We start from the raw sequence: 22,138 nt of genomic DNA, 5'->3' as shown, positions 1-22,138 counted from the left end.
ATCCGAAATAGAAGCCTCCGCACGCAGCAGATCAACGGATTCCAAACGCTTGCAAACCCGCTTGCGTGATCTACCAAGCGGGGGTTTCGATGCCGACGACGCAGCTTCGGCGAGAGCGTGGCTTCAGACTTTTCTCGAAAGCGATCAATGGAAGACCGATTTGGCTAACGCGATTGCACCCGGGTCACGCGAGGAGGTTGAGCGATTTGTACGGGAGTGGACCGAGCAGACATTTGAGGAGATGCTCACGGCCGGAGCACGAGAGGTATTCGCCCGCCGCGTCGAAGCCGATTTCCCTGGGGCTCTGAAGCGACGTACGGACGAACTTATCTCACGGCATGTATTCCGACAGATCGTTGAGGATACGGTTGTTAGCGTCCTAAAGGTAACGGACCCGCCGACCGTGATGAAACTGGTGGATTCCGTTCTTCTGGAAGACTGCCCAGGGACTTGGCTGCGGTTCGCTGTGGAGCGGGAACTTCGCGCAGCGCGTACAAAGTGGGAACCGGGCGCCACGTACGATCTCCTTCACCTCTCTCACCTCCCCTACGTCGACGTAATGTTTACCGACGGCGAAATTGCGGATAACACCCGGAAAGTGAGGCAGCGTAGCGGGGTCCCGCCTGCCGTTGCGGAGGCGCCCGCCCCCATTCCTGTTGCCGCGTCACTGGACGAAGTAGAGCGTGTTATTCGTTCGCTCCCCAGAACTCCTGAGGGTCGAAAATCTGAACCGGGCTGATTGCGTTGTGGCTCGCGAGGTGCTGAAAGGATGCCGCGCACGGGCTACGACAGCGGGGGGGTGCACGTGAGCAAGATTCGAGACTGGAGCGGGCGACACTGGAGCGGGCGGGTGCCGGGGAGGCGGGCGCGGGGGCTGCTGCGCGGGCTTGGGTTGCGCAGGCTCGCGGCCGAGACGTTCCGCGGGTTCTACGAGGACGACATCATGACGTACGCCGCGGCCGTGGCGTACCAGGCGCTCTATGCCCTCTTCCCCTTCATCATCGTCCTGCTGGCGCTGTTCAGCTTCCTGGACCGGCCCGAGCTCTTCCAGTGGCTCCTCGAGCACAGCCGGCGCTTCCTGCCGGGCGAGGCGTCCGCACAGGTGGAGCAGGTGGTCGCCGAGATCCGCGGACGCCGCCAGAGCGGGCTCCTTTCCGTGGGCCTGCTGACGACGCTGTGGATCGCGTCCGGGGGCGTGCGCTCGGCCATGAACGCGCTCAACAAGGCGTACGAGGTGCCCGAGGGGAGGGCGATCTGGAAGCGCTTCGTCCTCTCGTTCGGCTACGTTCTGCTCGCCGGGTCGCTGGTGGTGGTGGCGACGGGGCTGATGGTGTTTGGGCCGATGGCGAGCGACTGGGGGCTGCGGCAGGTGGGCGCGCCCGCCGGCATCCGCGAGGCCGTCGCGTGGCTGCGCATTCCGCTGGCGATCGCGGGGGCGGTGGCGGGCGTCTTCCTCGTCTACCTGGCCATGCCCAACGTGAAGCAGCGCGTGGCGCTCGTGGTGCCCGGCGCGGTGTTCTCAGTGGTGCTGTGGGGCCTCGTCTCGCTCGGCTTCCGCTGGTACGTGGAGCACCTCGGGCAGTTCAGCGTCACCTACGGCAGCGTGGGCGCGGTCATCGTCCTCCTCACCTACTTCTACCTGTCGTCGCTGATCCTGCTGACCGGCGCGGAGCTGAACGCCGCCATCCAGCGCGCGCGGCCGCAGGAGGGTGATGCGTGCCCAAAGGAGCTTCCGGACGACGACGACCAGGAGCCGGCGAAGGAGCAAGTCGCGTAACAGCAGGGCCTCACGCGGAGGCGCGGAGACGCAGAGAGAACTTCGCTGCAGTTGGGAGCCAGACACCACACCGGGGGCGGCGGATTGGGAACGGAAAGCGGACTGGCGGGACAGCGGCCACACGTCTTTGCCTCGGGTGGCGTGGACAGGGCGGGTGAGAGGCGTAAGGATGCGGACTGGATCGCCGCGCGGATGCGCGATCCGCGCACCCGCTTCGCGCCCGTGTGGGAGCACCGCAACCTCTTCGTGGCGGATGAGGACGCCCCCCGCGCCGCCTGGCTCACGGCGGCAGAGGCGGCGCCGCTGGTGGATGGGGGCGGATACACCGTGCTGCTGGGCGTGGCGGACGACGTCACGTACTTCTCTTTCCCCGTGGATGACGAGCGGGCGGAGGACCCCGCCATCGCGAACGCGGGCGGGTGGGGCGACCTGCGCCGCTACGGACTGACGATGGAGCCGGCGGAGGCGGGGTTGCTCGCCTTCGCGCGGGGGATGGGGCACTGGCACGCGCGCCACCGCTTCTGCGGCGTGTGCGGCGCGCCCGCGGAGGTGCGCGAGGCGGGGCACCTGCGCGCGTGCACGGCGTGCGGCACCCACCACTTTCCGCGCACCGATCCGGCGGTCATCATGCGCGTGCAGCACGGCGAGCGCTGCCTCCTGGGCCGGCAGCACGTCTGGGAGCCGGGGGTGTACTCGGTGCTCGCCGGCTTCGTGGAGCCCGGCGAGAGCCTGGAGGACGCCGTCGCGCGTGAGGTGATGGAGGAGTCCGGCGTCGCCATCACGGACGTGCGCTACCACTCCTCGCAGCCGTGGCCCTTTCCCGGCTCGCTGATGATCGGCTTCACCGCCGCGGCGCTCGCCGACGAGATCCGCATCGAGGACGAGATGGAGGAGGTGCGCTGGTTTACCCGCGACGAGGTCTACCGCGGGCTCGCCGACGGCACCTTTCGATTCCCATCCAACTATTCCATCTCTTACCGGCTGGTCATGGACTGGCTGAAGGGTTGAGCCCGTTCAGAGAACAACCGTTTCCGTTCTCTGAACCCGTTCGGACACCCTCGGAACACCCTCCCGTTAGGCTCTTAACCACCGAAAAACCGCATGGTTGCTCGCTTTTCGGCATGCGGCACGTCGAGCACGCCCGTTGCCTTAAGAGAAGCCGACCGAGCGCGATGAGCGCGCTGCGGTGGACCAACCCCGAGCAAACGAGGCTCCCCATGAAGCAGCTCCTCACGGTACTCGCCCTCGCCGCCCTCGCCGCCTGCGGCGACAAGGATGCCGACAACAACAACACGGGCGCGACCACCGATCCGGCGGCCAGCTCCGCCCCGGCGACGACCGATCCGGCGGCGACCGCCCCGGTGACCGACCCGGCCGCGACCCCGGCCATGCCCGCGGACTCCGCGGCGGCCGCGGGCACCACCGCCGCCCCGGCGGCGGGCACCGACTCGGCGGCTCCGGCCAGCCACTGAGCCAGCCCGGCAGGATGAACGAAAGGGGCGCACCCACCCGGGTGCGCCCCTTTCCTCACATGGTCCGGCGGTCCGCTATCCCCTACCGGCCGCCATCGCCCGCTGCACGTACTCCATCAGCGGGCGCATGCCGGCCACGTCCATCCCGTGCACCGTGGATTCCTCGCGGTACACGTTGCCCAGCGAGCGCTCGATGCCGGGGTTGCCGCCGGTGAACTCCTGCACCAGCCCCATCCAGCGCCGGGCCAGCGCCTGCACGCGCTCGTCGGCGGGGTCGGTGCCACGCTCCATCTCGGCGCGCACCTCGTCCATCAGCCGCGGCCACTCGGCCTCCACCTCGCGGATGCGCTCCTCGCCCACCTGCTCGCGGCGCTGACGCAGCTCTTCCATCTGCTCCGGGGTGTAGTATTTCTCGAACATGGTCATCGCCTCGATCGTTTGAATGAGCTCGTCGGCGGAAACCGTTTCCGCCGCGCGGAGCCGGGACGCGATCTCCTCCAGCCGCTCGCACAGCCGCTGCTGGAGGCGGATCTGCTCGCGAACGCGTTCCAGGTGGAGCTCCACCACGTGGGCGGGGGAGAAACGTGGGTCGTCCAGCATCCCGCGGATCTCGTCCAGCCCCCATCCCAGCCGCCGCAGCGACTGGATGCGGTGGAGCCGCTCGACTTCGTCGTCGCCGTACAGGCGGTGCCCGGCCGGCGTGCGGCGTCCTGGCCGCAGCAGCCCCACCTCGTCGTAGTGGTGCAGCGTGCGGACGGTAAGCCCCGTACGCCGCGCCAGCTCCCCTACCTTCCACCCGCTCGCCTTCATCGCATCCGCTCCGTGTTCTGTGTGGCCACGGCACCACTCTACAACCTCACGTAGCGTGAGGTGCAAGGGGTACGATGAAAATGCCCCTGGAGACGGGCTTACCGGCGCGACAGGCTTCTACTGAAGGGGCTCACCCAGAGACACAGAGAAAGGCACCGAAGAAGGGAGAACTCCCCGTTTTTCTCTGTGGCTTTCTGTTCCTTCCGTGTCTCTGTGTGAAATGCTGTTCCTTAGCGGTCCTGGATTTGCGAACGCCATCCGCCGCAACACGTTAGCATCCACCCGCAACAGAATGAGGCGAGCATGTCGGCAGAGAGCAAGGGGAACACCGGGACGGCGGACGTCACCTACAACCTGGTCAGCATCCTCTTCCACGCGCTCCAGGGCGCCGAGACGTACGACCAGTTCGTGCGCGACGCCGAGCAGAGCGGCGACGAGGACCTCGCGCAGTTCTTCCGCACCGTCAAGGAAGAGGACGAGCGGCGCGCGAACCAGGCCAAGCAGATCCTCGGCCGCCGGCTCACGCAGAACCAGTAGCCGCCCGGACGGAGGCGCGGACCATCTCCGCGCCTCCGCCATCCACCCCGCCCCGAACTCGCCCGTGAAGCTCTGGATCGACGCCGACGCGGCCCCGCGCGACGTCAAGGAGATCGTCTTCCGCGCCGCGTTGCGCCTGAAGCTGGAAACGGTGATGGTGGCCAACCAGCGCCTCCCCGTCCCCCTGGACAACCCGTTCGTCACGGCCGTGCGCGTGGAGGGCGGCCCAGACGTCGCGGACCTCCACATCGCCGAGCACGCCGCCCCCGGCGACGTCGCGGTCACCGCCGACATCCCCCTGGCCTCCGCGCTGGTGGAGAAGCGCGTGGCCGTGATCGACCCGCGCGGCGAGGAGTACACCGCCGACTCCATCGGCGAGCGGCTGGCGGTGCGCGACTTCATGGACGGGCTGCGCGGCGCCGGCGTGGAAACGGGCGGCGCCCGGCCATACGGCGCGCGGGACAAGCAAGCGTTCGCCGCCGCGCTGGATCGCGTCCTGACGAAGGCGATGCGGGCGGGGCGGTAGGGGGGTGGGAGAGGGTGGGAAGCCGGGTGGAGAGCCCAGGTGGAGCCGGAGTGGAACTCGAGTGGCCGGGCGGTTGAAACCGCTGCAACAACCGCGGGAAACCTGCCTTCGCAGGTTGGGGGGGCGAGATCGGTGCGGGGAGGTAACACCGGTCCCGGGGGCCAAAGATGGGTCCGGCGGCGGGTCGCCGGGGATAAATCCCCCGGCTGGAACTACGCGAAGGCGGCTAAAGCCGGCTCGTACGCGCTGGCGTCAGGGGCCGAGTCCGCGCAGGCGGACTTTGCGTGGTTCCAGCCGCGAATTCATTCGCTCTGGTCCCGGGGCCCTACCAGCCTCACCCCACCAGCTCGCTCTCGCCGCGCCCCTGCAGGAACGACTGGGCGAACTTGTCGGCGGGGACGGGGCGGCCGATCAGGTAGCCCTGGGCGAAGTCGCAGCCGAGGTCGTGCAGGGCGGCGAGCTGCTCGCGGGTCTCGACGCCCTCGGCGACGACGCGCACGCCCAGGCTGCGGGCGAGGGCGACGATGGTGCGCACGATCTCCGCGCCCTTGTGCGCGCCGGTGCTGCCGCCGTCGAGGCCCGCCACGAAGGAGCGGTCGATCTTGAGGGCGTCGAGCGGAAGGCGGTGCAGGGAGCTGAGCGACGAGTAGCCCGTGCCGAAATCGTCCAGGTACACCTGCACGTCGCGCTTCTTGAGCGCGCGCAGCACCACCGCGGCGGCGGCGGGGTCCTGCACCAGCGAGCTCTCGGTGAGCTCCAGCTTGAGGGCGCCTGGCGGAAGGTGATGCTCGCGCAGGGTGGCGGCCACGGCATCCACCAGCCCCGGCTCGCGCAGCTGGCGAGCGGAGAGGTTGACGCTCACCTCCAGCTCCGCGGCCTCGGGAAGCTCGGCGCGCCACCACGCGATCTGCCGCGCTGCCTCGTCCAGCACCCACGCCCCCAGCGCGCCGATCAGCCCCGTGTCCTCGGCCAGCAGGATGAAGCGGTCCGGCGGCACCGGGCCGTGCACAGGGTGCTCCCACCGCGCCAGCGCCTCGGCGCCGACCACGGCGCCCGTGTCCAGCGACACGATGGGCTGGAAGTAGAGGCGCAGCTCGCCCCGTTCCAGCGCGGCGCGCAGGTCCGTCTCCAGGCGTAGGCGCTCGACGACGGCGCGGTGCATCGACGCGTCGAAGACGGCCAGGTGGGTGCCGCTGGTACCCGCCTTGGCGTGGTACATCGCCATGTCGGCATTGCGCAGCAGCTCGTCCGGCGACTCACCGGGGCAGTCCCCCAGCGCCACGCCGATGCTGGCCGAGGTGTACGTACGGTAGCTCCCCAGCTCCAGCGGCGCGGCGAGAACGTCGCGCACCTGTCCCGCCACCGTGAGCGCCTCCTCCTTGCCGGAAACGCGCGGTAGGAAGAGGATGAACTCGTCGCCGCCAAAGCGCGCCACCGTGTCGCCGGGGCGCGCGCAGGCGGCCAGGCGAGCGGAAACCTGGCGCAGCAGCTCGTCGCCGGCGCCGTGGCCCAGCGAGTCGTTGACGTTCTTGAAGCGGTCCAGGTCCAGGAAGAGGACCGCGCACTTCCCCGGCTCCCCCTCCGGAGTTTCCGACGCCTCATGCATCCGCTCCGCCAGAAGCACGCGGTTAGGGAGGCCGGTGAGCGGGTCGTGGAGCGCCAGGTGTCGGAGGCGCTCCTCCAGCAGCTCCCGCTCCGCCTCGGCGCGGGTGCGCTGGGTGACGTCGTCCACCATCGCGACGCAGAAGCGCGGCTTTCCATCCGCGTCGCGCACCACCGATGCGGTCAGGCGCACGGTAAGCTCGGTGCCATCCTTTCGGACGTACCGCTTTTCGAGCTGGTAGTGCGCCAGCTCCCCCGCCACCAGCCGCCGGAAGAGGCGGCTGTCGCGCTCCTGGTCGTCCTCGTGGTCGAGCGACGCGAAGGGGAGCTCCTTCATCTCCTCCGCGGTGCGCCCCACCATGCGCAGGAAGGCGGCGTTCGCGTCGATGAAGCGCCCCTTCATGTCCACCACGGCGATCCCCATGGCGGAGCCCTCGAAGACCGCACGAAACCACTCCTCGCGCTGCTGCAGGGTGCGCAGCAGCTCGTCGGTCTCGGGCGAGCGAGGGGGGGTGGGCGTTTTCATCGGCACGGGTTGCCGCCGGAAATGTCGTGGTGCCGCATCGTTCCGTTACAGGTGGATTCCTCGCGGGCCGCCGTGGCTCCTCGCGCCGTCTCCTCCGCACGGTTCACGCCGGGTGCGCGCGGGCGCGCTCCGGGGCACACGGATTGCCCACTCGGGATGGTTTCCAAACATCCACCGGGGAGCGGCAAAATGTCGGAGATGGCCGAGGGGACCGACGTGCAGAACACGGTATCCGAGCTGCGGCGCAACGCCTTCCTGCGGCGCATCGCCGACGTGTCGCAGGAGGATCCCAACCGCTGGGTGCCGGTGGGGATCATCGGCGACGAGCTGGGGCTGCCGTACGAGGTGGCGCTCGCTATCATCGACGAGCTTCGTGCGGCGGGGCTGATCCAGCGTGGCGGCGGCGGCCGTCTGGAGCCTCCGCACGGCCCGCGCGTCCACATCCTCCCTGAAGGGATCGAGCACCTGCGCGCCCTGGAAGCCCGCTAGCGCTACGACGCGGGCCCCAGAAAGCGCCGCGCCACGCGCACGTAGCGCAGGTCCTGCTCCTCCTTGGGGAGCGCCTCGGCCTCGCGCAGCAGGCGGCGGACGTGGCGATGCAGCCTCGGCTCGCCCCAGCGGTACCCCGTTGCGGCCTCGGCGCTGGGGGTGTTCGCGTCGCGCGCGGCCTCCAGCAGCGCCCGCGCCGCCGCCGCGTCGAACCCCGGATCGTCCCGCGGCGGCAGCATGAAGCGCCCGGGAACTGCATCTCCTTCGTCTTCCTTTACGAACGCTCGCGACATCGTCCTCTTCTCCGCTCCGTTCACCCACCCCCGCCCGCCAGGACTGCACAAACCCCGCCGCAAAGACGAACCGGCGGCAGCACGTTTCAGCCCGGCTTGCGCAGACACCACGTGGTCATGGCGCGCAGATCCTGGACGATGGTGGTCTTGAGCGGATCCAGCGGGAGGGCGCCGAGCCGGCCGGCGTGATGCGCGAGAAAGGGCGTGTCCACCAGGAAGCGCTCCGAGCCGTCGGGAAGCCGATGGCGGCGCCCCTGGATCGGCTCCACCCGCTCCTCCATCCCGATGCTCGACGCGAGCCGCGCGAAGAAGATTCCGCCGGGCCGCAGCACTCTCCACATCTCGTCGAGCATCGCCGCGAAGTGCGCCTCGTCGTCCGCGAAGTGGAGGACGGCGCTGCTCAGCACGGCGTCCATCGAGGCATCGCCAACGGGCATCGCCTCGACGGCGGCGTGCTGGAAACGGTCGGCGGGGGCGTGCGGAGCGAGCCGCGCCGCGAGCCGCCGCACGCGCGCGATGGCGTCCGGGTCGCGGTCGGTGCCGAAGACGTCGAAGCCGTTCTGGAGGAAGTAGACGAGGTTGCGCCCGGCGCCGCACCCCGCATCGAGCACGGTGCGCACGCCGTCGAAGCGGCCTTTGAGGAGCTGGTCGAAGAGGTAGATGTCGATCTCGCCGAAGCGAGAGCGCAGCTCGCTCACCGCCGCGGCGACCGGACGGCGGCCTCTTTCAGCAGCTGGATGCGCTCGAGATCCGCGCGGAGACGCTTGAGTGCCGCCGCCGCATCGTCCTTGCTCGGCGCCGGCCCGCACACGTTGGGGATGGAAACGATGCGGTCGTCGCCCTTGTGCGCCGGCATGGGGGCGGTCGGGGCGGTCGGCTTGTGCGCGATCCTGTCCGCCGTCACGCACGGCGGCGGGCGCAGCACGACGTGGAGCGGAGCGGGCCCGCCCTTGCGCACCGGACCCTCCGCCCGCACCACCCCCACCGCGCACACGATCAGCGCGAGCGTTCCGATCTTGACGATGCTTCTGTCGAGCTCGCTCATGTGCGATCCAGGGGAAGGAGTTTCACGGCCAATCCGGCCGATCGGGGCCGATTCAGGAGCGAATGAATTCGCCACTGGAACCACGCAAAGTCCGCCTGCGCGGACTCGGAGTCCAATCGCCGCTCACGAGTCGGCTTCAGCCGCCTTCGCGTCGTTCCAGCCGGGGGATTCATCCCCCGGCGGTGCGGCGCCGGTTGCCCGCCTCCCGGGACCGAATCCGCCCCCACAACCTGCGAAGGCAGGTTTCCCGCGGTTGTTGCAGCGGTTTCAACCGCCGGACCCAACCAGCCCCCCCTCAGTGGCAGCGCCCCTCGCCCCGGTCGTGGAACCGGTCGCCGGCGACGGGCACGAACTCCCAGCTATACCCGTCCGGCCGGAACCGGAACGCGAGGACACCGTGGACGTCGTTGCTGACGGCGCGCGAGTACCGCTCGTTGTGGCCGCGGCCGTAAAGCGGCGCGCCGCCGGTGCCGACCACGAACGACACGATCCCGCGCTCACGGTCCAGCTCCCCATTCGGCGTGAGGGGATCGAAGCGCTCGTAGATGTGGTCGTGACCCGCGAGCACCACGTCCACCCCCCCGGCGTAGAGCACGCGCCACGCATCGAACACCCGGCTGGAGCCGCCGTGCTTGCCGCTGCTGAAGCGCGGCCGGTGCATGTACGCCATCGTGCAGCGCGAGGGATGCGCCCGCAAGTCGGCGGCGAGCCAGCGGAGCTGCGGTGAGCCCGCCTCGATCTCCACCTCGCTGTTCAGCACCACCACGTGCCAACCGTCGTGATCGTAGCTGTACCACCCTTCGCCCGGCTTCCCGGCACGCGCCCCGAAGTAGCGGAAGTAAGGTCCGCCCTTGTCCGTGCGCCGCTCGTGGTTGCCCAGCGCGGGGCGGGTGCGGTCCAGGTGGCGGCCCCAGGTGGGCGCGTAGCAGTCCGCGAACTGCGAAGCGGTCCCCGCCTGGTACACCGCATCGCCCAGCACCGCCACCACGCCATCCATGCGATCGAGGATGCGCGCCGTGGCTTCGTCCGAGCGCCACCAGCAAGACGCGATGTCCCCCGCCGCAAGCAGCGACACCCGCTCGCGCTTCCCGATCGGGCGCACCTCGCTCCCGCACGCGACGAGAAACAGGAGCGCGGCAACCAGCGCCGCGCCCCGGCGTGAGGCCACGACCCGGCTCCCCGTCACGCGGCCGGGCGCAGGCCGCGCATGAAGTCGATGGCGAGACGGTTGAAGCGGTTCGCCTGGTCCACGTTCACCACGTGCCCGCTGTCCTCCACCACCGTCAGCGTGGTGAAGGCGCGGTGCTTCTCCGCGATGCGCCGCACGGGGGGAAGGAACATGTGGTCCTCGTCGCCCATCAGGTAGAGCGTGGGGATAGGGATCTCGCGCTCCTCGAAGAGGCGCAGCAGCGGCGTAACCTCCAGCGTCAGGCGCCACCAGCGCAGGAACTCCTTCTGCGCCAGCTTGCGGGCCTCGTTCACGAAGAGCGAGCGGCTCTCGCGATGGCGGCGCCGCGGCATGATGATCCACGCGAAAAGGCGGTACAGCCACATGAAGGGGACGATGCGCTTCACCCAGTCGCCCGCGTGCACCAGCACGCGCGAGCGCAGATCCAGGCGCGTGACGGCGCCGCCGAGGACCATCGAGCGCACCCGGCCCGGCGCCATCTCCGCGAGCTGGCGGATGACGATGCACCCCAGCGAGATCCCCACGAAGTGCGCGGCGGGGATCTGCAGGTGGTCCATCACCTCCAGGATCTCGCGCGAGACGGCCTCGAAGGTGTAGTCCTCGTGCTGCTTCCACAGGTGGAGCGGCTCGCGCGACTCGCCGTGGCCGCGCAGGTCCACCAGCAGCACGTTGAAGTGCTTGCGGAACTCGCGCACCTGCCGGTACCAGATGGACGAGCTGCCGCCGGCTCCGTGCACGAACACGACCCAGTCGTGCTCGGGTGCCAGGAGATGGGTCCGGTGGTGAAGCATCGTCCTCGTCGGGTTTTCGATCAGGGTGTGGAACGGGCCGCGGAGGGCGGCTGCCGGCGGGGCTTCGCCGCGTTAGATTGCGGCGGGCCGCGGGCGTCGCGGCGCCCTCAAATCTAAGCGAATCCCATACTTGGCGCCATCCCCGATGTGCCTGATCCTGCTCGCCTGCGAGATGCATTCCACGTTCCCGCTGGTGCTCGCCGCCAACCGCGACGAGCGCTACGACCGCCCCGCCGCGCCCGCAGCGTGGTGGAGCGATGCGCCGGGCGTGCTCGCGGGGCGCGACCTCGAGGGACTCGGCACCTGGCTGGGCGTGGCGCGCGACGGGCGCTGGGCCGCCGTCACCAACGTGCGCGAGCCCGCCGTGCCGCAGCGCCCGGACGCCCCCTCGCGCGGCTGGCTGGTCGCCGATTTCCTGCGCGGCGCGGGCTCCGCGGAGTCGTACCTGTCCGCACTCGCTCCACGTGCGGACGAGTGGAATGGTTTCAACCTCCTGGCCGGCGATGCGGGTGGCGTGTGGTGGCTCTCCAACCGTGCGCCGGGTCCGGTCCGCGTGGAGCGGGGGGTGCACGGCCTCAGCAACGCCCTCCTCGACACCCCCTGGCCCAAGGTGGAGCGCGGCCGCGGCGACCTCACCCGCATCCTCGCGGGGCCGGAGGATGCGATGGAGGCGTCGCTCTTTGGCACTCTCGCCCTGCGCGACCCCGCCCCCGACGAGCGCCTCCCGGACACCGGCGTCGGCCTGGATGCGGAGCGGATGCTGTCGTCGCTCTTCATCTCCTCTGTGGCTTACGGCACGCGCGCATCCACCGTCCTGCGCATCCGCCGCGACGGCCGCATCTTTCTCACCGAACGCACGATCGATCCGGGGTCGGGCCGCTGGACGGAGGTCCGCCACGAGTTCGGTGCGAGACTGGCATCGTAAAATTGCCTCACGCGGAGGCGCGGAGACGCAGAGAGAAAGAGAGAACAGCAATAAAATTCATTCAGTTGTAATTCTTTCTCTGCGTCTCCGCGTCTCCGCGTGAGACCGCCGTTTCACAACTTTGGAATCGCTCTGAGCCATGCCCATCCAGACCATCAATCCCGCCACCGGCGAGACGCTGCGCACCTTTGAAGCGCTTACCGACGCCGAGGTGGACGCGCGGCTCGAGCGCGCGGAGGCGACGTTCCAGGAGTACCGCCGCACATCGTTCGCGCAGCGCTCCGCGTGGATGACGCGCGCCGCCGAGATCCTGGAGGAGAGCAAGGATACGCTCGCGCGGCTGATGACCACCGAAATGGGCAAGCCGCTCGCCGCGGCGGTCGCGGAGGTGGAGAAGTGCGCGTGGGCATGCCGCCACTACGCGGACAACGCCGAGCGCCTCCTGGCCGATGAGGAGGTGGAGACGCACGCGCGGCGCTCCTTCATCCGCTACCTGCCGCTGGGGCCGGTGCTGGCGGTGATGCCGTGGAACTTCCCGCTCTGGCAGGTCTTCCGCTTCGCCGCGCCGGCGCTGATGGCGGGGAACGTCGGGGTGCTGAAGCACGCGTCCAACGTGCCGCAATGCGCGCTCGCCATCGAGGACGTCTTCCGCCGCGCCGGTTTCCCCGATGGCGCCTTCCAGACGCTCCTTGTGGGCTCGGAAGCCGTGGCGCGCATCCTAGACGACCCGCGCATCCGCGCCGCGACGCTCACCGGGAGCACCCCCGCCGGGCAGAGCGTCGCCGAGCGCGCCGGGCGCAACCTCAAGAAGACGGTGCTGGAGCTGGGCGGGAGCGATCCCTTCATCGTCATGCCCAGCGCCGACTTGGACGCCGCGGCGCGCACGGCGGTGAAGGCGCGCGTCATCAACAACGGCCAGAGCTGCATCGCCGCCAAGCGCTTCATCGTGCACCAGGACGTCGCGGACGAGTTCGAGGCGCGTTTCGTCGCCGCCATGCAGGCCCTCCGCGTCGGCGATCCAATGAATGGCGACACGGACGTCGGCCCCCTCGCCACCGCCGCCATCCGCGACGAGGTGGACGAGCAGGTGCGCCGCTCGGTGGAAATGCGCGCGCGCGTCCTCGTCGGCGGCGAGCGCATCGACGGCCCCGGCTTCTACTACGCGCCCACCATCCTAACCGACATCCCGCCCGAATCCCCCGCTTACCACGAAGAGGTGTTCGGCCCCGTCGCCCTCCTCCACCGCGCCCGCGACGCCGCCGACGCGCTGCGCCTGGCCAACGACACCGTCTTCGGCCTGGGCAGCAGCGTCTGGACCCGCGACGAGGCCGAGGCGGACTTCTTCATCCGCGGCCTCGAATCAGGAATGACCTACGTCAACGCGATGGTCGCCTCCGACCCGCGCCTCCCCTTCGGCGGCGTGAAGCAGAGCGGCTACGGCCGCGAGCTCGCCGCCTTCGGCATCCGCGAGTTCGTCAACGTGAAGACGGTGTGGATGGAGTAGGCCCTCACCCCCGCTCGTTCCTCGCTGCCCCCTCTCCCGATAACAGGAGAGGGCTGCGCCCTCGCCGTTATCGAGAGAGGGGGCGGATTCAACCTGTAGGGGCGCGATTCATCGCGCCCGTGCCCGATGCTGCTCCGTCGCCCGCCTCAGGCACCAATCCCGTAGGGGCAGACCTGCGTGTCTGCCCTCCCCCGCCCATCCTCGATCTCCGCTCCCACACACAAAAACCCGTAGGGGCAGCCCCGCGTGGCTGCCCGTGCTCTCCCGTGCTCGGTAGCCCGCCCTCTGCGCGGATCTGCGGTTCGCGTTACACCTTGGGCGCGGCGAGCTCGGCGGGCGTGATGATGATTGTGCGGCCGGCGGTGGCCTCGGCGTGAACCAGGTCGTCGAACTCGCCCCGGCCTGAGAAGACAATCGTTTGGATCGTGGCGTCCGGGGTACCGAACTCCGCGCGCACCTGCTCGGCGCGGGCGCGGAGGGTGGCGAGGTGCGCGGCGGTCACCCTTCCCCACTTGCACTCACCCACCAGAATCTCCCCGCCCCCGCCCACGGCGACCACATCCACCTGGTTCTGCGAGTCGGCATCCCACCACTCACCCACGCGGAGCGGCTGAAACGGAAGCCGGTTGGTGCGCCGCACGAATTCACGGCAGATCTCCTCGAAGACGGGGCCCATGTGCTCGTCCAGGCGCGGACGTACGACCTCCTCCCACAGGTGAGCGGGGTCGACCAGGCCGATGCTCCCGGCGTTCACGAGCGGGGCGATGATCCGGTGCCAGAAGGCGAGGTAAGGGTCCGCGATCCGGTACATCGCACGCTTCGAACGGCGCGGGTCCCGCTCGGTGATGGGAACCACGCGCGAAACCAGCTGCATCTCCTCCAGCCAGTGCAGCGGGCGCAGCAAAGACCCGCCGGAGCGGCCGACGCGGCTGGTGATCCCCTTCCAGGTGTGCTCGCCCGTGGCGATCGTCTCCACGATCGTGTAGTGCACCTCCGCATCGGTCCGAAAGGCGTCCAGCGCGTGCTGCGCCTCGTCCACCAGCCGCCCCGCGGGATCCAGAAAGGCGTCCGCGACGTTCTCCTCCAGCGTCTGCGCGTCATCCAGCAGCGCGAGGTGCCCGGGGAGATTGCCGAACAGCGCGTAGGCGATCATCCGCTCCCGCACGTCGTGGCTGGGGAAGAAGTTCCCCACGTCCGCGAACGTGAACGGCGCAAAGGCGAGCCGCGCCGTCCGGCGGCCGTAGAGGGGCTGGTCCGCCTCCTCCAGCCGTGTCATCGCGGTGATGTACGAGCCGCTCAGCACCACCTTCATCCGCGTACCCGCCCAGCGGTGGTCCCACAGCTTCTGGATGATGGAGGGGAGCGCCGGCGCGGCCCCGGCCAGGTACGGGAACTCGTCGAGCACGAGAAGGAAGGGCGACTCACCGGCTCGTTCCGTCACGTATTCGAAGAGCGCCTCCCAGTCGGGAAAGCCCACGCCGCGCCGCAACGCCGGATCCCCGAAGTGCTCACCGACGGCCCGGCCGAGACTGGCGAGCTGCTCCGGCTCGGTGCGCATCGTGGCCTGGTAGTAGAGGCCGCCCACCTCCCGGACGAAGCGCGAAAGCACGTAGCTCTTGCCGATCCGGCGCCGCCCGACGGCGAACACCAGTTCCGGGCTCGCGCGGTTCCACAATTTGAGGAGCCTGCGCCACTCCGCATCGCGATCGTAGATCTCTGCGGGCTTCTCGATCATGACGTGCCTCAGAGTAACGGGAAAGTTTTCAGGACCTCCACTATTCTATGGTTCCAACGGTGGAACTTCCACTGGTGGAACCGCTGCGACTACGCGTGCGAGCGCAGCTTCCCGAAGCTCACCAGATGAGCAGCGGCAGCAGACGCGGGTAGGGAGGAGCACCTGCGCACAGGGGTGGCCGTTAGAGCGAAGGGCGTTGTGGAGCACCTAGAGATGAGGAGGAAGGATTATGAAGGATGCAGAGCCGGCGAGCGCGGACTGGCGACTTGGACCCGCGCGAGTTGGTAAACGTGAAGGCGGCCTAGACGAGGAGGTGTAGCGGCCGGGTTGACGCATCCATTTCCGGGAGTAGAATGTCAGCAGTGACCGAACGGCATAAGAGCCATTCTCCCGCTAGATTCGGAAGGGACGCTTGGGTCGACACTCGTGGTGATGGCATCGCTTCTAGACGCTCCGGAAAGCCGCCTCTAGATTTGGGCTGCGAGAGCGCGGACCGGTCCGTTGCCGCAAAATACCGGCGCTTCTCCGATATTTTGGACTTGCGCAAACTCGGTACCTCCGGCTGACGAGAAGGTGATTCTTGGAAGAACGTCCTGGTGTTTTCGCCCTGAATTCGCTGCTGCGATCCGCTGCTGGCCCTGGGGGTAGCTTGTCTAGTGTTGCTAGACAGGTCGTGCTTCGCCTGCTTGATCGACAGTTGCTTGGGCGCGGAGGGATTACGATTGATCCTGTGGTCGCCAGCGGAGAAATCACGCTGCACGAGGCAGTGATACCGGGCGGGATAGGGGATCTCCCGGGGCCAACCGCAGTGGACATTCGTGTGTACTACAAGTCCACCAGACTAGTCGAAGAGGGCAGGCTAGAGGCAATCATCACAGGGACTGGGGAGCGGTTTAGATCGCTTCTACTGATTATCATTACAGCGTTCGAGCTTAAAGCGGAAGAATTGCGGTCTTTGCGTCAACGTGCAGAGGCCGCAGCAGCAAAGGAGCCTTTTCCCCTAAACGTAGGCGTATGGACGAATTCTGAAATTGAATCTATTCTCCGCGAGTATCCGGACGCGGTGTCTGACTTGCTCCCCCAAGTTGCCCAAGCGGGTGTCAACAGGCTTGTTGATAGAGCGGCCACCGCCGAAGATGGTGACCAGTGGGAGGAGCGCCGATCGCGGCTCATCGATCGGGCCGCCCAGGCGTTTCATGATCGAGGCGTGTTCCTGTTCCTAGGAGCGGGGTGCTCTGCTGACGCGGGGATACCCGCCTGGAACATGTTGATTCATAAGCTACTTCTGCGGCTAATTGAGAAGAAGGTAAGCGTTCCGACCGAAGTTTCGGACAGCGCGCGCAGTGATCTTGCAAGAACACTCGGCCTCGTGGAGTCGTCACCGCTTCTCGCCGCTCGTTATACTCGCGCGGGTTTAGGCGAAGAGTTTGAGCCTGCCGTTCGCTCGCTCCTTTATGATGGTCTTGATCAAGATAGGGTCGAGAGGGCCGCGCTTCTTCGCGTGTTAGCAAAACTTTGCGTGCCGAGGGCTGCCGGAGTTCGAGGCGTAGTGACTTATAACTTTGATGATCTGCTAGAGTATCATCTAGACGACATAGGAGTTCCGTTCCAGAGTATCTGGACCGATCGTGGAACTGTGTCGGAATCTGAGCTGCCGATCTTCCATGTACACGGATTTCTTCCTCGTGGAACTATCAGTGAAGATGAATCCGATCCAGGGCTGTTAGTGTTCTCCGAGGAGGGATACCACCGTCTATTAAACGATCCATATTTTTGGGCAAACGTGGTACAGCTCAACTACCTGCGCGAAAGAACGTGCATCTTCGTGGGCTTATCGCTCACCGACCCGAACCTTCGGCGTATTCTTGAGGTGGTTACCCCCGCAACCATCAAACTGGCGCGTCACTATATCCTGCTGCAGCGTTTGTCGAACCAGAGGTTCGCTGACTTAGCGAACAAGAACGGGATGAAGATCGACCTCGCGCACGGTGCGCGTGTCCTCCAGGTACATCATGAGCTGCAGCAGGATTCTCTTCTGAAGCTCGGTCTAAATATCATCTGGTACGAGGAACATGAAGAGGTCCCGCGGATTTTGGAGGCGATACGAAAAAATGATGCGCGACCGGGCCGGGATGGGCCTGGCAACCGGAGTTCTGCTGAAGTTAAAACGAAACTAAAGAAAACACGCAGCACAGGGCAATCTGCTAAATGAGGCCCGACGGTCTATCTGAGGCTGATTAGTCGAGTCGATCCAGATGGTCAACGTGTGTCTACCAAACGCCCACTTGACAGCCTTGGTCGGTAACGTTCGCCAACTCTGCTCACAACCCTAGAGGTGCGCTTCTGGGGTCCGAGCAACTCGCGGTAAACATTCCCCGCGGACGCGGAACGACCTGGCGCGCTTACGTTGCTTGAGCAGAGCCGCCTTTCAGTCGCACGCAGCTGCGCCAGACCCACCAAATCAGCAGCAGTTGCATGGGAAGACGCAGGACGAGGAGGGCCTGCGCGGCGGCGGGGGCGCCGGATGCACGGGCGTTGAGGAGCATCTGCAGGTTGGCGGGCCAGACGGCGAGGAGGAGGAGGATCAGGCCCCACCCCGCGGCGCGGCGGGTGCGCGGGAGCAGGACTCCCACCCCGCCCGCGATCTGGAAGGCGCCGCTCAGCAGCACCAGCGCGCGCGGATGCGGCAGCCAGGGCGGCATCACGCGCACGTACGTGCCCGGAATCGCGAAGTGGAGCACTCCCGCGATCACGAAGACCGCGGCGAGGATCACGTGCGATGGGCGGGGGCGGGTCACGGCGGCTCCGGAAGCGGGTAAGGCTCGAATCGCGAAGCTCGCGGGTACCTCGCGCCGGGGCAAGCCGGTCTTTCGCGCCGAACGGTGTGGGACCACCCAAGGCGCGGGGGCTCCGCAAACCCGGAAGCAGCCGAGACTTGCCTCACGGCGGTTCTTGCGCCACCTTTGAGGGTCCCCCCGGGTCCGGTTCTCCACCGCGCCCGACGCTTCTCCATGCTCCCCCGGAGGCCGTTTGCGCTCACCCAGCGTCTCCTTCATCCGTGCCGGCGCGGCCCTGCTGGCCTCGGTTGCACTGCTTGCATCCTGCGACAGCAAGGGTGGTCCCGTCTCGCCCGCGGACGGGCCGGCCGGGAAGCGCGGTGGTCCCGACGTCCGCGCGTCGCTGGCCGACGCGGTGATGATGGTGCGGACCCCCAGCGCGGAGCCCGGCGAGCGCGGCGGCACCACGCTGCAGCTGGACGCCGGCGTGTTCAACCCGCAGGGGATGGAGCTGGAGCACAAGAAGCACGTCTACTGGACCTCCTCCGACACGACGATCGCTACCGTGGACGACACGGGCCTGGTCACCGCGCAGGACACGGGCGAGGTCGCCATCATCGTCGACCACAAGAAGGGGATGGACACGGTCAACATCCTCGTGATCCCCGTGCCGGTGAAGTCGGTGACGGTCGCGGGCGCGGACTCGGTCTCGCTGGGCGACACGACGAGCTACACCGCCGCCGCGCTGGACTCGGTGGGCGAGCCGCTGTTCGGGCGCACGGTCGAGTGGAGCTCCACCGCTCCCGCGGTCGCCAGCGTCTCGGAGACGGGCGAAGTGGTCGCGCTGGACGTGGGCACGGTCGAGATCGTGGCGACGGTGGACGGGGTGGAGGGGATGAAGGGGATGCGCGTGTGGCCGCAGCCGGTCGCCACGGTTGAAGTGGTGCCGGACGCATTCAACCTCCCGCAGTTCCGCAAGGCGACGTTCAGCGCCATCGCGCGCGACCGCCGCGGCAACGCGCTCGCCGACCGGCCCGCCACGTGGACGACCTCGGACCCGGCGGTCTTCGGCTTCAAGGCGAACACGGACACCCTCGTCGCCAAGGACGTGGGGACGGCGGTGCTGACGGCCACGGTGGAGGGCAAGACCGGCGAGGCCGCGGTGACGGTCACCAACCCGGTGGAGGCGCGCGCGCTGTGGGTGACGCGCTTCGAGTACACCGGCGCATCGTCGGTCGACTTCGCCAAGATCGCCACGATCATGCAGAAGGCGGCGCAGGCCAACTTCAACGTGGTCTATTTCCAGGCGCGCACCTCGGGCGACGCGCTCTACTACTCGACCCTCGAGCCCTGCTCGCCGCGGATGTGCGGCACGCTGGGCGGCCCGCGCCCGTCGCGCGACCCGCTCGCCGTGGCGCTGTCCGAGGCCGCCAAGTACGGCATCGAGGTGCACGCCTGGCTGAACGCGTACACCGGCTTCATCGCCGGCAGCAGCACGGCGTGCAACCAGTTCATCAACAGCACCCCGGCCAACTGGCTCAAGGCCCACCCCGAGTGGAGCGTGAGCACCAAGAACTTCACGACGGGCGCCATCACCCGCCAGGTGGACAACTGCGCCACGACCTCCGAGTACATGTGGGTGTCGCCGGGGGTGCCGCAGGTGCGCGCGCAGCTTGCCAACGTGGCGGCCGACATCGCGCGGCGCTACGGCCCGCTGGGGCTCAAGGGTATCCACCTGGACCGCATCCGCTACCCGGCCAACAACGTGTCGTACGACCCGGCCACGCAGGACGCGTTCAAGACGGCGACCGGCGCCTTCCCGGCGTCCAACGCCCAGGCCACCTGGCTGGACTTCCGGCGCGGCCTCGTCAATCAGGGCGTGAAGGAAGTGTACGACGCCGTGCGCGCCGTGGACCCGTCGATGGTGCTCTCCGCGGCCGTCTTCCCCGGCTACAAGCCGCGCACCGGCTGGTCCGCGCAGTGGAGCTTCACGGACCTCTTCCAGGATCCGCAGGCGTGGGCGCAGGGCGGCTACCTGGACGTGGAGGTGCCGATGAACTACCCGGCCACCGCCACCTCCGCCTCGTGGACGGTCAAGGCGTACTGCTCCAACACGGACTGGACCTGCGTGATGGACGACCACATCCAGCGCATCGAGCGGCAGTCCGGGCGCCAGGTGTACGTGGGCGTGGCCGCCATCGCCGGCTGGACGGAGATGAAGAAGCAGATCGACCTGGCCCACGACCGCGCCATCACCGGGATGTCGGTGTACAGCTTCAGCCAGGTGGACGCCATCCCCAACGGCTGGGCGCAGCTCGCCGCCGGCCCCTTCAAGAACAGGGCGACGCTCCCCGCCATGGCCTGGAAGAACTGAGCGCCCGTCTCGCTCGCTGACCCACGAGGGCTCCGACCACATGGCCGGGGCCCTTTTCACACCCCCGAACCATGGTGGTAGGGGCAGACCTGCGTGTCTGCCCACCCTCTCCCCCACCCCGCCCCCTGCCCCCGCACACCAACCTCGTAGGGGCCGCCCCACGTGGCTGCCCGTGCCCCGTCCCGCGCCGTCGCCTGCTACAGAAGCTGCGAGCCACGCTACACCCCGTACGTGTTTGCGCGCAGAATCTCGAGGAGCGCCGCACGCGCATGCGGCCCGCGCGCCACGACCGCTTCCACCCCGTCCTGCACCAACGTTAGCACGCCGGGCGACTGGATGCACCGCACCCGGTTGTGGTCGTCCTCGTCGGGATCGAGGATCTCGTCGTAGCGCCGGCCGGCCTCCATCAGCATGCGGAGGCGGTCCTGCTCGCGCGGCGAGAGGCAGAGGACCGCGCGCGCCGACGCCACCGCCAGCACCAGCGTCGCGTAGGGCGCGTCCACCGCGACCGTGATGCCGTCATCGATCCGCGTGCGCAGGGGGAACGGGGACATGAGCCCGGGCGCTGGGGACACTCTCTCTCCATCTACCAAGGAGATACCCACCGTCCGCACACCCGGTTCACGCCACGGGGACGGCTGTGCGCGGCGTGTCGCCAGGCGTGCGGTATGCATGTCCGCCGTCGCACGTGCGCGCGGTACGGCATCTATGGAGCGCGCCCTGTTCGCGAATCCCGGAAGAGCATGAGAGCATCGCAACGGCGAGCCCCCGCGTGTCGGCCGCGGAACGGAGGACGCGGGTGAGCGGGACTTCGGGCGACTTCTCCAGTGCGCTCGCGGGGCTGTGGGCAAAATTCCGCGAGGGGACCTTTCGCCGCGTAGCCGTGCTGGACGATGCCGCGCTCGCCCTGCGCGAGGGACGGCTGGATGCCAAGCTGCGCCGCGCCGCCGAGCGCGAAGCCCACAAGCTGGCCGGGGCCGCCGGCACCTTTGGCTTCGCGGAGGCGACAGACCTCGCACGCGAGGCCGAGCAGATGCTGGAGGGGAGCGATCCGTTGGACGCAGCCCAGGCGCAGCGACTCGCCGAGCTGGCCGCGGCGTTGCGCCACGAGCTGGAGCGCCCCGTCGGCGCCCCTCGTCCAGCGCCTGACCCGCCCGCGCCCGTTCCACGCGCCGCCCATCACATCCTGGCGGTGGATGACGACCCCATCGTCCTGGCCATGCTGCGCGCGCTCCTGCAATCGCACGGCATGCGCGTCACCACCCTCGACGACCCGCGCCGCCTGCCGGATGTGCTCGAGAGCGAGCGTCCCGACCTGCTGTTGGTGGACTACGAGATGCCGCACGCCAGCGGCGAGGAGGTGTGCCGCCTCGTCCGCGGCGACCCGCGCTGGCGCACCCTTCCCGTCGTCGTGCTCACCGGCCGCGTGGACGACTCCACCATCCAGCGCGTCCTCTCCGCCGGCGCGGACGCGTGCGTCGCCAAGCCGTTCGAGGGTCCGGAGCTGATCGCCCGGATCGAAGAACGGCTGAGGTAAAGTCCTGCACTTGGAGGCGAGTAAACTCGCGGCAACTACAGCACAAAGTCCGCCTGCGCGGACTCGGGGTCGTTTCTCGAGCCCACTTGAGTGGGCTTCCCGTGGTTCCAGCCGGGGAATTCATCCCCCGGCGCGCGGCGCCGGTGCTCGGTTCCGGCCTGCCTCCCCCCCCGCCCGATCCCACCCCCGCAGAGCCTGCGAAGGCAGGCTTCCCGCCGTTGTTGCAGCG

21 protein-coding genes are annotated in these 22,138 nt (G+C 68.4%); 11 read left to right on the top strand and 10 right to left on the bottom strand.

Features of this window, described 5'->3' with window-relative positions:
- Nucleotides 1-805: 805 nt before the first annotated feature.
- The 3 genes from VF647_19350 to VF647_19340 all read left to right on the top strand — a co-directional run bounded on the left by VF647_19350 (nt 806) and on the right by VF647_19340 (nt 3,249).
- Nucleotides 806-1,777 (top strand): YihY/virulence factor BrkB family protein, encoded by a 972-nt coding sequence (locus tag VF647_19350; protein ID HEX8454248.1) that lies wholly within the window; start codon nt 806-808, stop codon nt 1,775-1,777.
- A 192-nt stretch (nt 1,778-1,969) separates the two neighbouring features.
- The gene (nudC, locus tag VF647_19345) at nt 1,970-2,785 is read left to right on the top strand and encodes an NAD(+) diphosphatase (GenBank protein HEX8454247.1); all 816 of its coding nucleotides are present in this window, start codon (nt 1,970-1,972) and stop codon (nt 2,783-2,785) included.
- Nucleotides 2,786-2,949: 164 nt separating this feature from the next.
- Nucleotides 2,950-3,249: a hypothetical protein gene (locus VF647_19340; protein ID HEX8454246.1), complete on the top strand. Its 300-nt coding sequence runs from the start codon at nt 2,950-2,952 to the stop codon at nt 3,247-3,249.
- Nucleotides 3,250-3,324: 75 nt separating this feature from the next.
- Here the strand turns inward: VF647_19340 and VF647_19335 are convergent, their stop codons facing one another.
- Nucleotides 3,325-4,059, bottom strand: coding sequence for a MerR family transcriptional regulator (locus VF647_19335; protein HEX8454245.1), 735 nt, complete (start codon nt 4,057-4,059; stop codon nt 3,325-3,327).
- Nucleotides 4,060-4,362: 303 nt separating this feature from the next.
- On the opposite strand from VF647_19335, the gene VF647_19330 reads away from it, so the two are divergent.
- Nucleotides 4,363-4,596, top strand: a complete 234-nt coding sequence (locus VF647_19330) for a hypothetical protein (GenBank protein ID HEX8454244.1) — start codon at nt 4,363-4,365, stop codon at nt 4,594-4,596.
- 64 nt (nt 4,597-4,660) lie between these two features.
- Entirely contained in the window at nt 4,661-5,122 is a 462-nt protein-coding gene (locus VF647_19325; protein ID HEX8454243.1) for a YaiI/YqxD family protein, read from the top strand.
- A gap of 334 nt (nt 5,123-5,456) precedes the next feature.
- Here the strand turns inward: VF647_19325 and VF647_19320 are convergent, their stop codons facing one another.
- A complete protein-coding gene (locus VF647_19320; protein ID HEX8454242.1) occupies nt 5,457-7,250 on the bottom strand; it encodes an EAL domain-containing protein in 1,794 nt (597 codons plus the stop codon).
- 189 nt (nt 7,251-7,439) lie between these two features.
- Here VF647_19320 and VF647_19315 point away from each other — a divergent pair, with 189 nt between their 5' ends.
- Entirely contained in the window at nt 7,440-7,739 is a 300-nt protein-coding gene (locus tag VF647_19315) for a hypothetical protein (protein ID HEX8454241.1), read from the top strand.
- 2 nt (nt 7,740-7,741) lie between these two features.
- Here VF647_19315 and VF647_19310 read toward each other — a convergent pair whose 3' ends face one another.
- From VF647_19310 to VF647_19290, 5 genes are all read right to left on the bottom strand, one after another.
- Nucleotides 7,742-8,032 (bottom strand): hypothetical protein, encoded by a 291-nt coding sequence (locus VF647_19310; GenBank protein HEX8454240.1) that lies wholly within the window; start codon nt 8,030-8,032, stop codon nt 7,742-7,744.
- Nucleotides 8,033-8,118: 86 nt separating this feature from the next.
- On the bottom strand, nt 8,119-8,730 hold the full coding sequence (locus VF647_19305; protein ID HEX8454239.1) for a class I SAM-dependent methyltransferase: 612 nt from the start codon (nt 8,728-8,730) through the stop codon (nt 8,119-8,121).
- On the bottom strand, nt 8,727-9,077 hold the full coding sequence (locus VF647_19300; GenBank protein ID HEX8454238.1) for a hypothetical protein: 351 nt from the start codon (nt 9,075-9,077) through the stop codon (nt 8,727-8,729). Before VF647_19300 ends, VF647_19305 begins: the two co-directional genes overlap by 4 nt.
- A 295-nt stretch (nt 9,078-9,372) precedes the next feature.
- Nucleotides 9,373-10,245: a metallophosphoesterase gene (locus tag VF647_19295; protein HEX8454237.1), complete on the bottom strand. Its 873-nt coding sequence runs from the start codon at nt 10,243-10,245 to the stop codon at nt 9,373-9,375.
- A gap of 14 nt (nt 10,246-10,259) precedes the next feature.
- Nucleotides 10,260-11,057, bottom strand: coding sequence for an alpha/beta hydrolase (locus VF647_19290; protein ID HEX8454236.1), 798 nt, complete (start codon nt 11,055-11,057; stop codon nt 10,260-10,262).
- Nucleotides 11,058-11,202: 145 nt separating this feature from the next.
- On the opposite strand from VF647_19290, the gene VF647_19285 reads away from it, so the two are divergent.
- Together VF647_19285 and VF647_19280 are read left to right on the top strand one after the other, a co-directional pair.
- Nucleotides 11,203-11,982 (top strand): NRDE family protein, encoded by a 780-nt coding sequence (locus VF647_19285; GenBank protein HEX8454235.1) that lies wholly within the window; start codon nt 11,203-11,205, stop codon nt 11,980-11,982.
- Between the two features lie 139 nt (nt 11,983-12,121).
- The gene (locus tag VF647_19280) at nt 12,122-13,486 is read left to right on the top strand and encodes an NADP-dependent succinic semialdehyde dehydrogenase (protein ID HEX8454234.1); all 1,365 of its coding nucleotides are present in this window, start codon (nt 12,122-12,124) and stop codon (nt 13,484-13,486) included.
- A gap of 307 nt (nt 13,487-13,793) precedes the next feature.
- On the opposite strand, the gene VF647_19275 is transcribed toward VF647_19280, so the two are convergent.
- Entirely contained in the window at nt 13,794-15,221 is a 1,428-nt protein-coding gene (locus tag VF647_19275; GenBank protein ID HEX8454233.1) for an ATP-binding protein, read from the bottom strand.
- Nucleotides 15,222-15,894: 673 nt separating this feature from the next.
- On the opposite strand from VF647_19275, the gene VF647_19270 reads away from it, so the two are divergent.
- Entirely contained in the window at nt 15,895-17,433 is a 1,539-nt protein-coding gene (locus VF647_19270) for an SIR2 family protein (protein ID HEX8454232.1), read from the top strand.
- Nucleotides 17,434-17,623: 190 nt separating this feature from the next.
- Here the strand turns inward: VF647_19270 and VF647_19265 are convergent, their stop codons facing one another.
- Complete coding sequence (locus VF647_19265) at nt 17,624-18,019, bottom strand: hypothetical protein (protein ID HEX8454231.1); 396 nt, start codon at nt 18,017-18,019, stop codon at nt 17,624-17,626.
- A 232-nt stretch (nt 18,020-18,251) separates the two neighbouring features.
- On the opposite strand from VF647_19265, the gene VF647_19260 reads away from it, so the two are divergent.
- Entirely contained in the window at nt 18,252-20,372 is a 2,121-nt protein-coding gene (locus tag VF647_19260; GenBank protein HEX8454230.1) for a family 10 glycosylhydrolase, read from the top strand.
- Between the two features lie 218 nt (nt 20,373-20,590).
- Here the strand turns inward: VF647_19260 and VF647_19255 are convergent, their stop codons facing one another.
- Nucleotides 20,591-20,926 carry a hypothetical protein gene (locus VF647_19255; protein ID HEX8454229.1) on the bottom strand — a complete coding sequence of 112 codons (336 nt, stop codon included), beginning with the start codon at nt 20,924-20,926 and terminating at the stop codon, nt 20,591-20,593.
- 245 nt (nt 20,927-21,171) lie between these two features.
- Here VF647_19255 and VF647_19250 point away from each other — a divergent pair, with 245 nt between their 5' ends.
- Nucleotides 21,172-21,909, top strand: coding sequence for a response regulator (locus tag VF647_19250; protein ID HEX8454228.1), 738 nt, complete (start codon nt 21,172-21,174; stop codon nt 21,907-21,909).
- Nucleotides 21,910-22,138 lie beyond the last annotated feature (229 nt).

It is taken from the genome of Longimicrobium sp. (genome assembly GCA_036387335.1).
Classification (GTDB): Bacteria; Gemmatimonadota; Gemmatimonadetes; order Longimicrobiales; family Longimicrobiaceae; genus Longimicrobium.
This window is presented reverse-complemented; position numbering and strand designations above follow the sequence as displayed.